Raw genomic sequence first — 14,049 nt, 5'->3', positions numbered from 1 at the left:
CAACAAGAACGGGAACAAGGGGCCGGCGTGTAGGGCACTGCGATAGGCCTTCGGCGGCAGCATCGGATGGGTATAAGAGACAGCTCGCGGTCCCGGTCGCCGCGGCCGTCCCGGCGCCCGCGGCGGTCACCCCCGCAGCGCCCCGGCGCTCGCTGCGCGACCCGTTCGTCGACGGCGTCCGGGCGCTCGGCACGATCCTCGTCGTCGCGCTGCACTGGCTGATGGTCGAGGCGACGTGGGACGGGCAGGACCTCGTCGTCGGGAACGCCCTGTCGCACGGCTGGGCGTGGCTGCTGACGTGGCTGCAGCCGCTGCCGCTGCTGTTCTTCGCGGCGGGTGCCGCCGCCCGGTACGACCTCGTGCGGCACCCCGGCCAGCCCGGGTGGCGGTTCGCCGGCGTCCGGCTGCTGCGGATGGCGCGCCCGGTCGGGATCTTCGCCGCCGTGTGGGCGCTGCTGGTCGTGACCCTGCCGGCCCTGGGCGTCCCCGAGGCGGCCGTGGAGCGCGCCGCGCGCATCGTGCCGCAGCCCCTGTGGTTCCTGGGGGTGCAGCTGGGGCTGCTGGCGCTGACGCCGCTGCTGCTGGGCCTCCTGCGCCGGTTCGGCGCGGCGCGGGTGCTCGTGGTCGCGGCGGCGCTGCCCGTGGTCGTCGACCTGCTGCGGTTCTCGGACGAGGTCGCGTTCCCCGGCGTGCCGAACATCCTGCTGGTGTGGGCGATCCCGTTCCTGGGCGGCCTGGTCTACGCGGAGCGCCGCACCCGCACGGAGCCGCGCCCCGGCGCCCGCCCCGGCGTCCCCGAGCGGACCGTGCTGGCGCTGCTCACCGGCGGTGGCCTGGCCGCGACGGTGCTGCTGCTCATGACCGGCCCGTACCCGGTGTCGCTCATCGGGATGCCCGGGGACGCGATGTCGAACCTCGCGCCGCCGACCGCCCCCGTCGTCGGGTTCGCGGTCGCCCAGGTGGCCGCGGCGCTGCTGGTCCGGGACGCCGTGGCGCGGTGGGCGGCCCGGTCGCGGGTCGTCGCGTGGGTCGGCGGCCGGTCGATGGGCCTGTACCTGTGGCACCTCACCGCGATGTTCGCCGTCGCGGGCGTGGTGCTCCTGGGCGTCGGGGAGACGCTGCCGGAGCCGTGGACGTGGGACTGGTGGGCGTCGCGGGCGGGGTACCTCGGGGCGGCGGGGCTGGTGCTGGCCGCCCTCGCGGCCGGGGCGGCCCGCGTCGAGCGCGGCACCCGGGTGCGCCGGGTCCGCCGGGCCGGCGACGTGGCGGTGCCGGCGTGACCGCCCTCCGGGCACCGTCGGCTCTCAGGGACCTCCCAGGTCGGCGTGCTGCGCTGGTGCGCGTGCTGGACGACCCTCTGCGACGACCGACCGACGACCCGGACCACCCCGCGGCGACCCCGCCGCAGCCCGCGACGCCGGGCGCGGGCACCCCTTGGGAGGTCCACCGCGCGGGGCTGGTCGACGTCAACCCCATCGCCCGGATGATCGGCGAGCACCGCCCGTTCATCGACCTGGACGGCGACGGCGAGCCCGACGAGGTCCCGCACCCCGAGCACGCCGGCCCGGCCACCCGCCTGGTGCTGAGCCACGGCGCCCTGGAGCACGGCGAGGTCTGGTTCGCCCGCGAGGGGGCGGACGTCAGCGCGGTCGCCGTGTGGCTGCCGCCGGACGCGGAGCACCTGGCGGCCGACCTGCACCGGGTCGTGGGCCGCGAGCTCGGCATCCAGCCGGAGCCCCCGGCGGAGCCCGCGCACGCGCCGCTGCGCTCCCTGGTCGCGGCGACCGCGCAGACCCTCGCGCTGCTGCAGGCGTCCGACGCGCGCCGCGTGCTGATCCTGCTGTCCGACGACGGCCGGTCCGCGGGGGAGCGGCGGCTCGCGCTGCTCGCGGACGTGCTCGCGCCGGTCGTCGCCGAGCAGGGCGCCGACGGGCGCGACGTGCTGGCGGTGACGGTCGACCCGGCGCAGGTCGCCGACCTCGAGGCGCTGGGGTTCACGGAGCTCGCCCGCACCCCGCTGGGCGCCGCGTCGCTGTGGACGGGCGTGCTGCCGCCGGCCGGCCGCGACGCCGACCGCGCGAGCCGTCAGGCGGCGGTCGCCACCGCGTAGCCCGCGGCGTCCTCGTCGAGGTCGCCCGTCTCGCCGTCCCGCGCGGCGCGGCGGCCGAGCACGATCGTGTACGTCCAGAACGCGGCCAGGGCCAGCGCGCCGATGACGATCTTCAGCCACCACGGCAGCGACGAGCCGGTGACGAAGCCCTCGACCAGGCCCGACAGCGCCAGCGCCCCGACCAGCCCGATCGCGACCGTGATCAGCGACCGGCCCTCCTGGGCGAGCGCCCGCGTGCGGGGCCGGCCCTGCGGGTCGATCCACGTCCAGAACAGCCGCAGGCCCGCGGCCCCGGCCACGAAGATCGAGGTCAGCTCCAGCAGCCCGTGCGGGGCGATGAGCTGGAGGAACAGGTCGAGGCTGTCGTGCGCGGCCATCATCCCGCCGATGGCGCCGACGTTCACCGCGTTCTGGGCGAGCACGTACAGCGGGCCGATCCCGGAGATGCCGATGCCGATGCACAGCGCCGCGATCCACGCGTTGTTCGTCCACACCACGCCGGCGAAGCCCAGCCCCGGGTCGTAGTAGGACGCGAACGCGTCGTCCACGTAGGCCTGCCGCTCGGTGGGGGTGCCCATCGCGGCGAGCGCGTCCGGGTTCGTCGCGACCCACCAGCCGGCGAGCACGGCGACCGCGGTGCACGCGACCATCACGGCGACCGTCCACCACCGGATCCGGTAGAGCGCCGCCGGCAGGGACACGACCAGGAACCGGCGGGCGTCCCGCCAGGTCGGCTCGTGGCTGCCCGCGATGCGGGACCGGGCGCGCGCCAGCAGCTGCGACAGCCGCGTGATCGTGTCCGGGTCGGGCGCGGTGGAGCGGATCGTGGACAGGTCGGTCGCGACGGACTGGTAGAGGCGCACCATCTCGTCGGCCTCCGCGCCGTCGGCCACCCGGCGCCGCGACAGCTCGTCCAGGCGCGCCCACGAGGACTGCCGCACGGCGGTGAAGGCGTCGAGGTCCACGGCCGATACCCTGCCACAGGAGACCCGGCGCGCACGGCTGACCAGCGACGCCCGCGCGGGTGAGGGTGCGGGACGGCGACGGAGGTGGCGCGGGTGGACGAGGGCATCGTCATCGGCGAGGGCGTGCTGCTCGACGCACGACCGACGTCGTTCGCGAACCGGCTGCTCGCCGCGCTGATCGACCTCGCGGTGCTCGGCGTGCTCGGCATCCTCGTGCTGATCGTGCTCGCGAACGTCGCGACGCTGGCCCCGACCGACGACGTGCTGCAGATCGCCGGCGTCCTGCTGCTGGTCTCGGTCACCGTGGTGCTGCCGACGACCGTCGACACGCTGACCCGCGGCCGGTCGCTCGGCAAGCTCGCCGTGGGCATCCGCATCGTGCGGGACGACGGCGGGCCGATCCGGTTCCGGCAGGCGCTGGTGCGCGCGCTGGTCGGCGTCCTGGAGCTGTGGGCGACGCTCGGCTCGGTCGCGCTCATCACCTCGCTGGTCAACCCGCAGGGCAAGCGGCTGGGCGACATGCTCGCCGGCACCTACGCCGTCCGGGTGCGGGGGCGCCGGCAGCCGAAGCCGGTGCTGATGATGCCGCCGTTCCTGGCGCGCTGGGCGAACGGCGCCGACGTCGCCCGCCTGCCCGACGGCCTGGCGCTGCAGGCCCGGGACTTCCTGAGCCGCGCCGCCGGCCTGCACCCGGGGTCGCGGTACGCGCTCGGGCAGCAGCTCGCGGGGGAGGTGGCCCGGTACGTCGCGCCCGGCCCGCCGCCCGGCACGCACCCGGAGGCGTTCCTCGCGGCGGTGCTGGCGACCCGCCGGGACCGTGAGTACGACGCGACGACCCGCGCCACCCGGCGCGCCGCGCAGGAGGCCGTCACCCTGCACCGCCTGCCGCACGGGGTGCCCGACCCCGGCCGCTGACCGGGGGGCACCACGACGGGCCTACGCCGGCTGGTCCGCGAGGCGCTGGAACAGCAGGTGGTCCTGCCACCGCCCGGCGATCTCGAGGTAGCGGGGCGCCACTCCGATCTCGCGGAAGCCGTTCTTCGCGAGCACCCGCCGCGACGCCGCGTTGTGCAGCAGGGTCTCCGCCTGCACCCGGTGCAGCCCCAGCTCGCCGAACGCGACGGCCAGGGCCTCCGCCACGGCGCGCGTCGCCAGGCCACGCCCGTTGCTCTCCCGGCCGACCCAGTACCCCATGCCGGCTGACTGGAACGGCCCGCGGGTGATCCCGGCCAGGTTGAGCCGGCCCGCGAGAGCGCCGTCGTCGTCGAGCACCACCAGCGGCAGCGCCGTCCCGGCGGCATGGGCGTCCAGGGCGCGGCGGGCGATGTCCGCCTGGGTCTGCTCGGTGAAGAACGCGTCGTCGCGCACGGGGTCCCAGGGTGCGAGGAACCGGCGGTTCGCGGTGAGCAGGGCGGCGAGGGCGGGGGCGTCGTCCTCTGAGAGGAGCCGGGTGGCGGGGGTGCTGGTCACCGCGTCAGCACACCCCGTCGCTGCCGGACGCGTCCGGGTCGTCCACCAGGCGGTGCAGCAGGCGCAGCAGCTCGTCCCGCTCCGCCGGCTCGAGGCGGGCGAGCAGCTCCTCCGCGTGCCGGCGGCGCTGCCGGTCGGCCTCGGTCAGCACCGCGCGCCCCTCGTCGGTCAGAGCCACCAGGGTCGCGCGCCGGTCGGTCGGGTCGGGCTGCCGCTCCACCAGGCCGGCGTGCTCCAGGTCGTCGACCAGGGACGTGATGGACCGGGGGACCACGTCCAGGGCCGCGGCGAGCGCGGTCTGCCGCTGCGGCTCGGCGGCGCGCGCGACGACGCGCAGCAGCCGGTGCCGGGACGGGGTGAGGTCGACCTGCTCGCGGACATCCCGGCGCATGGTGTGCAGCGCGCGACGGAGCAGCCAGAACAGCTCGTCGCCGGGGTGCGGGGCGTCGGCGGCGTGCCCGGGGTGCCCGGGGTGCCCGGGGTGATCGGCGTGCGGCGCGGGGGTGACCGGGGTCATGCGTCCCACGATAGCGAACCTGGCACATAGAGAGGTAGCCTCTCTATCAGAGTTCCATCCCCCGGGGAGGCCCCATGTCCATGCACGGTCCCCGCGGCGGCGGGATGGACGGGCGGTCCATGTACCGCTCGTTCCGTCTCGACCCCTCCGTCGCCCGGCAGCGCGTCACCCGCGAGGTGCTCCGCCGCATCCTCACCTTCGCCCGGCCGTACCGCCGGCTCATCACGATCTTCCTCGTCCTGGTCGCGGTCGACGCGGCCGTCGGGGCCGCGACGCCCCTCGTCTTCAGCCGGATCATCGACGACGGCATCGCGAAGGGCCGCACCGGCGTGGTGCTCGCGCTCGCGGGCGTCGTCGCGCTGCTCGCCCTGGCGGCGGCGGGCCTCGCGCTCGCCTCGCGCTGGCTCTCCTCCCGGATCGGCGAGGGCCTGATCCTCGACCTGCGGACCCAGGTGTTCGACCACGTGCAGCGGATGCCGCTCGCGTTCTTCTCCCGCACGCAGACCGGCGCGCTCGTGCAGCGCCTCAACGGCGACGTGCTGGGCGCGCAGCAGGCGTTCACCTCGACGCTGTCCAACGTCGTCTCCAACGTCCTGACCGTCGTGCTCGTGCTGGCCGCGATGCTGTCCCTGTCCTGGCAGATCACGCTCGTGTCGCTGGTGCTGCTGCCGCTGTTCGTCCTGCCGGTGCGCGCGATGGGCCGCCGCCTCGCCGCCGTCACCGCCGAGTCGTACACGCTGAACGCCGAGATGGGTCAGACGATGACCGAGCGGTTCAACGTCGCGGGCGCGCAGCTGGTGAAGCTGTACGGCCGGGCCGACGACGAGACCTCGGTGTTCTCCGCCCGCGCCTCCCGGGTGCGGGACATCGGCATCACCAGCGCCATGTACGGCGCCGTGTTCCGCGTGGGGCTGACGCTGGTCGCGGCGATGGCCGTCGCGATCGTCTACGGGCTCGGCGGCGTGCTGGCGATCCGCGGGTCGCTCACGATCGGCACCGTCGTCGCGCTGACCTCGTACCTGACGCGGCTGTACGGACCCATCACCGCGCTGTCGAACGTGCAGGTGGACGTCATGACCACCCTCGTCTCGTTCGAGCGGGTGCTGGAGGTGCTCGACCTGAAGCCGACCGTCGCCGACGCCCCCGACGCCCGGCCCCTGCCCGCGGACCTGCCGCGCACCGCCAGCGTGGAGCTCGACGACGTCTCGTTCCGGTACCCGTCGGCGGCGGAGGTCTCCCTCGCGTCGCTGGAGTCGGTCGCCCGGCTGCAGTCGGAGGTGCCCGGGACGACCCTGGAGCACGTGTCGTTCACCGTGCCGCACGGCCACCTGGTCGCGCTGGTGGGACCGTCCGGCGCCGGCAAGACGACGATCGCGCAGCTCGTGGCCCGGCTGTACGACGTCACGGGCGGCGCGGTGCGCGTCGCGGGCCAGGACGTCCGGGAGGTCACGCAGGCGTCCCTGCGCGACGCGATCGGCATCGTCACGCAGGACGCGCACCTGTTCCACGACACGATCCGGGCGAACCTGCTCTACGCCCGCCCGGACGCGACCGACGCGGCCATCGAGCAGGCGCTGCGCCGCGCGCAGATCTGGGACCTGGTCTCGCGGCTGCCCGACGGCGTCGACACGGTCGTGGGGGACCGCGGGTACCGGCTCAGCGGCGGCGAGCGGCAGCGCCTGGCCATCGCACGGCTGCTGCTGAAGGCCCCGCCGATCGTCATCCTCGACGAGGCCACCGCCCACCTCGACTCCGAGTCGGAGGCCGCCGTCCAGCGCGCCCTCGCGGAGGCGCTGGAGGGCCGGACGGCGATCGTCATCGCGCACCGGCTCTCGACCATCCGCGAGGCCGACTCGATCGTCGTGCTCGACCGCGGGGGCGTCGTGCAGCAGGGCACCCACGAGGAGCTGCTCGCCGCGGGCGGGCTGTACGCGGAGCTGTACGAGACGCAGTACGCGACCACGGGCTGAGGGGCCGGTCCGGGGGCGCCGGCCGGGGGTCACCCCGCGTCGGCGACCTCGACGGCGTGCTCCGCGGCGTCGTCCGCGGCGAACCGCGCAAGCGACTCCGCCTCCTGCACCACGGCCGCCCGCTCCGCCCGTGACCACCGGCGCAGCGGCGTGACGGTGAGGCACGCGAGCTCTCGCCGCCCCCGCGTCCCCGCGGGCCGCTGGAGCCGCTCGCGGCGCAGCACCCACGTCCCGCCGACGGTGCCGTCCACCAGCACGGTCCCGGGCGGCATGCCGTTCCGGCTGGCGAGCGCCGGCCGCGCGTCCGGCGGGATCACCCGGGTGCGGTCGTCGTGCCCGAGCAGCAGGTTCTCGAAGTCGGGCAGCAGCCGCACGGGAGCCGGGGCGTCCTGCGGCGGGCGCGGCGCGTCCGGCAGGTCGAGCAGCACGCGGGTGCGTCCGTCGGCGTCCTCGTGGACCACCTCGACCAGCTCCGGCCGGACCCGGTCGACCGCGGTGCCGAGGCGGGTCAGCCCGCACCACTGCTGGAGGTCCGCGACCGTGGCGGGGCCGTAGGCGGCGAGGTACCGGCGGACCAGGTCGTCCAGGGCGGCGTCCGCGTCGGCGGCCTCGGCCGGTGCGCCGAACCAGGCCTCCGCCGTCGTCCACGTCGTCGTCAGGCTGCGGCCCCACACCCCGCGGGGCGTCACCTGCACGAGGGGCAGCACCCCGCGCGCCCCCATCGCCAGGGACCGGGGGTCCAGGCCCGGCCAGCTCGCCGCCAGCCGGTCACCGAGCTGCCCGGCGGTCAGCGGCTCGTCTTCGAGCGCGTCGAGGGCCGCGCGCCGCAGGTCGTCCAGGTCCACCTGCCGCAGCGTCGGGGCGGCGGTCTGGCTGGTCAGCAGGCGCCGCCGGAGCATCGGCGCGAACAACGGCCACAGCCCCAGCGCGTCGGCCGCGGTGACCAGGTGGACGGTGTCCCGGAGCAGCGCCAGACGGCCGACGCGCCGGTCGAGCATCGCCTCGGCCAGGTCGGCGTGGGCGAACCCCGCGAGCCGCGCGTGCAGGGCGAGGTAGGCGGACGACGGGTTCTGCGACTGGAGCGCGACCAGGTGCGTCACCGCGCCGACGGCCGGCACGGGTGCGCGGTCGAGCAGGTGCTGCCGGGCGAGCAGCGCGCGCCCCAGCCCGCGGGTGGTCAGGCGCGTGTCGTCGGTCACCCGCCCACGGTAGGGCGGACCCCCGACACCCGAGGTCCCGGCGCCGAGGTCGTCACCTGCGCACGAGGTCGTCCCGCAGGCCTGACGACCTCGCGCCGACATGACGACCTCGCGGCCCGGAGACGAGCCCCGGGCGGTCGTGACACCACGGGGTTGCCATGACACCACTCGTGGTGTCACCATGGCGTCATGGACCTCACGCGCTACGTCGACGACCTCCAGCACCGGCTCGCCCTCGCGGCGGACGCCGGCGGCGAGGACGCCCGGCAGCTCGCCCAGCGGCTGACCGCGCCGCTCGACGCCGCCGTGCGCCTGGTCCTGCTGGAGGCCCTGTCGACCGCCGCGGGCGAGATCTCCGCGGAGCTCGCGCCCGGTTCGGTGGACGTGCGCCTGCGCGGGGGCGACCCGGAGTTCGTGGTCGACGCGCCGTCCGCGCCCGCCGCGCCGGCGCCCGCCGCCGCCGAGCCGCTCGTCACCACCTCGCCCGCGCCGCCCGCCGACGTCGACGAGGGCGCCACCACCCGCACCACGCTGCGCCTGCCGGACCACCGCAAGGCGCAGGTCGAGGTCGCCGCCGCCCGCGACGGTCTCTCGGTGAACTCCTGGCTCGTGCGGGCGGTCGCCGCCGCGCTCGAGCAGCCGACCGGCCGGCCCGCGCCGCAGGCCCGCCCCGACCAGCGCGGCGGCAACCGCCTCACCGGCTGGGTGCGCTGACCCGGCCGATCCCGCACCGCACGACCGCACAGCACCGCACCGCACCGCACAGCACCGCACGGCGCCGCACCCGGCGCCGCGAGCACCTGACACCACTCTGACACCACCGTCCTGGAGCCGTCATGCCCACGTTCGCCGCCCCCGCCCCCGTCCCGCTCCTCGTGGAGGTGCCGTCCGGGAACCTGCACGTCGTCGCATCCGAGCGCGACGACGTCGTCGTCACCGTCCTGCCCGCCGACCCGACCTCGTCCGGCAGCGTGCGCGCCGCGAAGGAGGTGCGCGTCGCGCGCGACGGCGACACTGTCACGATCACCTACCCGGGCGCCTGGAAGCAGTGGGTCCTGCCGTTCGCGTCGGGCACCGCGGCCATCACCGTGGAGCTGCCGACCGGGTCGGAGGTGCGCGGGAGGACGGGCACGCTCCTGACGGAGGGCCGGCTCGGCACCGTCGAGATGACGCTGTCCGACGGCGACGCCCACGTCGACGAGGTCGACCGCCTGGACGTCAAGGTCTCGGCGGGGTCCGTCGTCGTGGGCCGGGTCTCGGGCCCGGCGTCCGTGCGGGCGAGCGCCGGCTCCGTGCGCATCCGCGAGCTCGTCGGCGACGGCTGGGTGCGCGCCACCAACGGCACGACCCTGGTCGAGTCGGTGACCGGGTCGCTCGAGGTCGCCGGCGCCCACGGGGACATCGCGGTCGGGCGGGTGCGGGGCGCCGTCACGGCGAAGTCCGCGCACGCCGGCATCCGCGTCGACCGGGTCGAGTCGGGCAGCGTCACGCTCAGCACCTCCTACGGCTCGATCGACGTCGGCGTGCCGGAGGGGACCGCCGCGTGGCTCGACGTCGGCTCCGAGCACGGCGTCGTCCGGAACCTGCTCACCCCCGCCGACGGCCCCGTCGAGGACCAGGCCACCGCCGAGATCCGCGCGAGCACCGGCTACGGCCACGTCGTCGTCCGCCGCCCCTGAGGCGCACCAGCACCGCCGAGCACGACCCACGCACCACCCACGCACCACTCACGCACGACCACGAAGGAGGACCACCATGACCAGCGACCTCGCCGTCGACGTGCGCGGCCTGCGCAAGTCCTACGGAGACCAGATCGTGCTCGACGGCGTCGACCTCGCCGTCCGCGCCGGGACGGTCACCGCCCTGCTCGGGCCGAACGGCGCCGGCAAGACCACGACCGTCGGCATCCTGTCCACGCTGCTCGCCCCGGACGGCGGGACCGTCCGCGTCGCGGGGCACGACGTGGTCGCCGAGGCCCAGGCCGTGCGCGGCGCCATCGGCGTCACGGGCCAGGTGTCGGCCGTCGACGACCTGCTGACCGGCGCGGAGAACCTGCGGCTCATGACGTCCCTGCACCACCTGGGGCGCCGCGAGGCACGGGAGCGCGTCGACGCGCTGCTCGCCCAGTTCGGCCTGACCGACGCCGCCCGCAAGCCCGTTTCCACCTGGTCGGGGGGCATGCGCCGCAAGCTGGACCTCGCCATGACGCTCGTCGGCACGCCGGCGGTGGTCTTCCTCGACGAGCCGACGACGGGCCTGGACCCGCGCAGCCGCCGGACGCTGTGGGACGAGGTGCGCGCCCTCGTGGCGGCCGGCACGACGATCCTGCTCACCACGCAGTACCTGGAGGAGGCGGACCGGCTCGCCGACCGCGTCGCCGTGCTCGACCGCGGCCGCATCGTCGCCGAGGGCACCCCCGAGGAGCTCAAGTCCTCGCACGACGCCGGCTCGCTGGACGACGTGTTCCTGCGGCTCACCGAGCCGTCGACCAGCCCGGACACCAGTCCGGACACCAGCCCGGACGCCACCACGACGACCTCGAAGGAGGTGGCCTGATGACCACCGTCACGACGGCCCCCGCACGTGCCGCGACCGGCGCGCGCCCGGTGGCCGACACCCTCACCATGCTGCGCCGCAACCTGCTGCGCGCCGTGCGCTACCCGGGGCTGACGAGCTTCACCGTCGGCATCCCCGTCGCGCTGATGCTGCTCTTCGTGTTCGTCTTCGGTGGGGCGTTCGGCGCCGGCGTCGCGCCCGGCGTCGCACCCGGGGCGGACGGTCGTGCCGCGTACCTGGACTACATCACCCCCGCGATCCTGCTGTTCGCCGTGGTGGGGGCCGCGCAGGCCGTGGCGATCAGCGCCGCGATGGACGCCACCAGCGGCATCATGGCCCGGTTCAAGACGATGGCCATCTCGTCCGGCTCGGTGCTGGGCGGGCCGGTGCTCGGCACGGTGGTCCAGGCGCTCATCGCGGTGGTGCTGGTCCTCGGGCTCGCGATCGTCCTCGGCTACCGGCCGGACGCCGGGCCGCTCGGCTGGCTCGCGTTCGCGGGGCTGATGGCGGTCGTGTCGGTCGCGATGAGCTGGCTGTGCGTGGCGATGGGGCTGTCGGCGAAGTCGGTCGAGACGGCCTCCAACACCCCGATGCTGCTGACCGCCCTGCCGTTCCTGGGCAGCGGGTTCGTCCCGGTCGAGACGATGCCGGCGGGGGTGCAGTGGTTCGCCGAGTACCAGCCGTTCACGCCGATCATCGAGACGACCCGTGGCCTGCTCGCGGGGACGGCGCTCGACGCGTCGACCACGTGGCTGGCCCTCGGCTGGTCGGTGCTGATCGGCGTCGCGGGCTACGCCTGGTCCCGGTCGCTCTACCGTCGCGAGCGCGGCTGACGCCACCCGACGCCACCCGACGCCGCGTGACGCCGCCTGAGGGCCGCCGGTCAGAGCCGACCGGCGGCCTTCAGCGCGAGGTAGGTGTCCGCGAGCCGCGGCGCCAGGTCCTCCGGCAGGGCGTCGACGACCTCGACCCCGCGGCCGCGCAGGCGCTGCGCCACCGCGGCGCGCTCCAGCTCGGCCCGTTCCGCGGCAGCCGCGTCGAAGAGCGCGGCGGTGTCCTCGCGGCCGGTGCGCAGCCGCTCGATCTCGGGGTCCCGCACCGACGCCAGCACCACCTGGTGCCGGGACGCCAGCTGGTCGACGACGCCGAGCAGTCCCTGCTCCACGGCGGCCGGGTCGAGCGCCGACAGCAGCACGACGAGCGCCCGCTGCGACAGCCGCTCCTGCACCTGGGCCACGATCCCCGGCCAGTCCGCCTCGACCAGGGACGGCTCCACACCGGAGAGGGCGTCGGCGAGCGCGGGCATGAGCCGGGGGCCGGACTGCCCGGCCACCCGCGCCCGCACCGTCCGGTCGTAGGCCAGCAGCTCCACGCGGTCGCCCGCCCGCGAGGCGAGGGCCGACAGCAGCAGCGCGGCCTCCACGGAGGCCTCCAGCCGCGGCTCCTCGCCGGTGCGGGCGGCGCTCGTGCGGGACGTGTCCAGCACGATCAGCACGCGGCGGTCCCGCTCGGGGCGCCAGGTCCGCACCACGACGTCGGCGCGGCGCGCGCTGGCCCGCCAGTCGATGGACCGCACGTCGTCGCCGATCACGTACTCCCGCAGGGAGTCGAACTCCGTGCCGGCCCCCCGGATCTGCACCGCGGCGCGGCCGTCCATCTCCCGCAGGCGGGCCAGCCGGCTCGGCAGGTGCCGGCGGGACCGGAACTCCGGCAGCACCCGCAGGGTGCCCGGCACGGTCAGCGACGCCTGCCGCCCCGCGAGGCCCAGCGGACCGACCGTGCGGATCGTCACGCGGTCGGCGTGCAGGTCGCCGCGCCGGGTCGCGCGCAGCGGCGTGTCCAGGCGGCGGGACTCCCCGGCGGGCAGGTCGACGCGGTGCCGGTTCTGCTCCGCGTGGGCCGACGGCTGCCACGCGTCCCGCACCAGCGCGCGCAGCCGGCGCGCACCGGTGTGGGTGACCGTCAGCCGCGACCGCGCCGGCTCGTGCAGGCGGACGCTCCCCGGCGGCGTGCGCTGCACGGCGACCGCGCGCGGCGAGGCGGCCAGCGCCGCGTCGGCCACGCACAGCAGCAGGCACAGCACCGCCCACGCCAGCACCGTCCCGGGCACGGGGACGAGCAGCACAGGCACCACGCCGACCGCGGTCAGCGCGACGGCACGCCAGGTGATCGCCACCGCCGGCGCCTCAGCGGGGGACCGGGACGGACGCGAGGACGGTGTCGAGCACCGACTCCGCGGTGACGCCCTCGAGCTCGGCCTCCGCGCGCAGCTGCACGCGGTGCCGCAGCGTCGGGTGCGCCAGGGCCTTCACGTCGTCCGGCGTCACGTACGGCCGGCCCGACAGCCACGCCCACGCGCGGGATGTCGCCAGCAGGGCGGTCGCGCCACGGGGCGAGACCCCCAGCGACAGCGACGGCGACTGCCGGGTCGCGCGCACCAGGTCCACGACGTAGCCGAGCACCTCGGGCGCGACCTGCACCCGGGCGACCTCCCGGCGCGCGCGCTCCAGCACGTCCTTGCCGGCGGCGGGCCGCACGCCGGCCTTCGCCAGGTCCCGAGGGTCGAAGCCCGCGGCGTGCCGCGCCAGCACCTCGATCTCCTCGTGGCGCTCCGGCAGCGGCAGGACCAGCTTGAGCAGGAACCGGTCCAGCTGCGCCTCCGGCAGCGGGTACGTGCCCTCGTACTCCACCGGGTTCTGCGTGGCGATCACGACGAACGGGTCCGGCAGGGGGCGCGGCGTCCCGTCGACCGAGACCTGGCGCTCCTCCATGGCCTCGAGCAGCGACGCCTGCGTCTTCGGCGGGGTGCGGTTGATCTCGTCCGCGAGCATGAGGTTCGTGAACACCGGGCCCTCGCGGAACGAGAACTCCGCGGTCCGCGCGTCGTAGACCAGGGAGCCCGTGACGTCGCCGGGCATCAGGTCCGGCGTGAACTGGACGCGCTTGGTGTCCAGGTCCAGCGCGGCCGACAGCGTGCGGACCAGGAGGGTCTTGGCGACGCCCGGCACGCCCTCGAGCAGCACGTGCCCGCGGCAGAGCAGCGCGATGACCAGGCCGGTGACCGCGGCGTCCTGGCCGACGACGGCGCGGCCGACCTCGGTGCGGACGGCGCCCAGCGCCTCGCGGAGCTCGGGGGAGGGCTCCGGGACGGCCGCGCCGTCGTCGGCCAGGACGCCGCCTGCCTCCTCTACACCTCTCCGATCCCACGAGACGCTACCCTCTCTCGGCCCCCGTCTCCTGCCTCAAACAAAAATGCCGTCTT

Annotated in this window: 14 protein-coding genes; 8 read left to right on the top strand and 6 right to left on the bottom strand. The window is 76.0% G+C overall.

Features of this window, described 5'->3' with window-relative positions; all coding sequences use genetic code 11:
- Nucleotides 1-1,280, top strand: a 1,280-nt coding sequence (locus tag KJP73_RS17530) for an acyltransferase family protein (RefSeq protein WP_213284166.1), incomplete at its 5' end; no start/stop codon positions are given.
- Between the two features lie 62 nt (nt 1,281-1,342).
- The gene (locus KJP73_RS17525; RefSeq protein ID WP_213284165.1) at nt 1,343-2,110 is read left to right on the top strand and encodes a hypothetical protein; all 768 of its coding nucleotides are present in this window, start codon (nt 1,343-1,345) and stop codon (nt 2,108-2,110) included.
- Here the strand turns inward: KJP73_RS17525 and KJP73_RS17520 are convergent.
- Entirely contained in the window at nt 2,086-3,075 is a 990-nt protein-coding gene (locus KJP73_RS17520; RefSeq protein WP_213284164.1) for a stage II sporulation protein M, read from the bottom strand. The genes KJP73_RS17525 and KJP73_RS17520 overlap by 25 nt on opposite strands.
- A 93-nt stretch (nt 3,076-3,168) precedes the next feature.
- Here KJP73_RS17520 and KJP73_RS17515 point away from each other — a divergent pair, with 93 nt between their 5' ends.
- Entirely contained in the window at nt 3,169-3,990 is an 822-nt protein-coding gene (locus tag KJP73_RS17515) for an RDD family protein (protein WP_213284163.1), read from the top strand.
- Nucleotides 3,991-4,011: 21 nt separating this feature from the next.
- On the opposite strand, the gene KJP73_RS17510 is transcribed toward KJP73_RS17515, so the two are convergent.
- Nucleotides 4,012-4,545 (bottom strand): GNAT family N-acetyltransferase, encoded by a 534-nt coding sequence (locus tag KJP73_RS17510; protein WP_213284162.1) that lies wholly within the window; start codon nt 4,543-4,545, stop codon nt 4,012-4,014.
- A gap of 4 nt (nt 4,546-4,549) precedes the next feature.
- Nucleotides 4,550-5,062 carry a MarR family winged helix-turn-helix transcriptional regulator gene (locus KJP73_RS17505; protein WP_283770244.1) on the bottom strand — a complete coding sequence of 171 codons (513 nt, stop codon included), beginning with the start codon at nt 5,060-5,062 and terminating at the stop codon, nt 4,550-4,552.
- Between the two features lie 74 nt (nt 5,063-5,136).
- On the opposite strand from KJP73_RS17505, the gene KJP73_RS17500 reads away from it, so the two are divergent.
- Entirely contained in the window at nt 5,137-7,032 is a 1,896-nt protein-coding gene (locus KJP73_RS17500; RefSeq protein WP_213284161.1) for an ABC transporter ATP-binding protein, read from the top strand.
- 29 nt (nt 7,033-7,061) lie between these two features.
- Here KJP73_RS17500 and KJP73_RS17495 read toward each other — a convergent pair whose 3' ends face one another.
- Nucleotides 7,062-8,231, bottom strand: coding sequence for a winged helix DNA-binding domain-containing protein (locus tag KJP73_RS17495; RefSeq protein WP_249669507.1), 1,170 nt, complete (start codon nt 8,229-8,231; stop codon nt 7,062-7,064).
- A gap of 189 nt (nt 8,232-8,420) precedes the next feature.
- On the opposite strand from KJP73_RS17495, the gene KJP73_RS17490 reads away from it, so the two are divergent.
- From KJP73_RS17490 to KJP73_RS17475, 4 genes are all read left to right on the top strand, one after another.
- Nucleotides 8,421-8,945, top strand: coding sequence for a histidine kinase (locus tag KJP73_RS17490; protein ID WP_213284159.1), 525 nt, complete (start codon nt 8,421-8,423; stop codon nt 8,943-8,945).
- 122 nt (nt 8,946-9,067) lie between these two features.
- Nucleotides 9,068-9,910 carry a DUF4097 family beta strand repeat-containing protein gene (locus KJP73_RS17485; protein ID WP_213284158.1) on the top strand — a complete coding sequence of 281 codons (843 nt, stop codon included), beginning with the start codon at nt 9,068-9,070 and terminating at the stop codon, nt 9,908-9,910.
- Nucleotides 9,911-9,986: 76 nt separating this feature from the next.
- Nucleotides 9,987-10,787 (top strand): ABC transporter ATP-binding protein, encoded by an 801-nt coding sequence (locus tag KJP73_RS17480; protein ID WP_213284157.1) that lies wholly within the window; start codon nt 9,987-9,989, stop codon nt 10,785-10,787.
- On the top strand, nt 10,787-11,620 hold the full coding sequence (locus KJP73_RS17475) for an ABC transporter permease (protein ID WP_213284156.1): 834 nt from the start codon (nt 10,787-10,789) through the stop codon (nt 11,618-11,620). The genes KJP73_RS17480 and KJP73_RS17475 overlap by 1 nt, the downstream gene beginning before the upstream one ends.
- A 50-nt stretch (nt 11,621-11,670) precedes the next feature.
- Here the strand turns inward: KJP73_RS17475 and KJP73_RS17470 are convergent, their stop codons facing one another.
- Nucleotides 11,671-12,963, bottom strand: a complete 1,293-nt coding sequence (locus tag KJP73_RS17470) for a DUF58 domain-containing protein (protein ID WP_213284155.1) — start codon at nt 12,961-12,963, stop codon at nt 11,671-11,673.
- Between the two features lie 10 nt (nt 12,964-12,973).
- Nucleotides 12,974-13,957 (bottom strand): AAA family ATPase, encoded by a 984-nt coding sequence (locus KJP73_RS17465; RefSeq protein ID WP_213284167.1) that lies wholly within the window; start codon nt 13,955-13,957, stop codon nt 12,974-12,976.
- Nucleotides 13,958-14,049: the final 92 nt, after the last annotated feature.

The organism is Cellulomonas hominis, from assembly GCF_901521055.1.
GTDB classification, from domain to species: domain Bacteria; phylum Actinomycetota; class Actinomycetes; order Actinomycetales; family Cellulomonadaceae; genus Cellulomonas; species Cellulomonas endometrii.
This window is presented reverse-complemented; position numbering and strand designations above follow the sequence as displayed.

What these genes read in the sequence shown, in the direction of transcription:
- KJP73_RS17480 (WP_213284157.1), top strand. Translation starts at nt 9,987, where the DNA reads ATGACCAGCGACCTCGCCGTCGACGTGCGCGGCCTGCGCAAGTCCTAC.
- KJP73_RS17505 (WP_283770244.1), bottom strand. Translation starts at nt 5,062, where the DNA reads ATGACCCCGGTCACCCCCGCGCCGCACGCCGATCACCCCGGGCACCCC.
- KJP73_RS17490 (WP_213284159.1), top strand. Translation starts at nt 8,421, where the DNA reads ATGGACCTCACGCGCTACGTCGACGACCTCCAGCACCGGCTCGCCCTC.
- KJP73_RS17475 (WP_213284156.1), top strand. Translation starts at nt 10,787, where the DNA reads ATGACCACCGTCACGACGGCCCCCGCACGTGCCGCGACCGGCGCGCGC.
- KJP73_RS17485 (WP_213284158.1), top strand. Translation starts at nt 9,068, where the DNA reads ATGCCCACGTTCGCCGCCCCCGCCCCCGTCCCGCTCCTCGTGGAGGTG.
- KJP73_RS17500 (WP_213284161.1), top strand. Translation starts at nt 5,137, where the DNA reads ATGTCCATGCACGGTCCCCGCGGCGGCGGGATGGACGGGCGGTCCATG.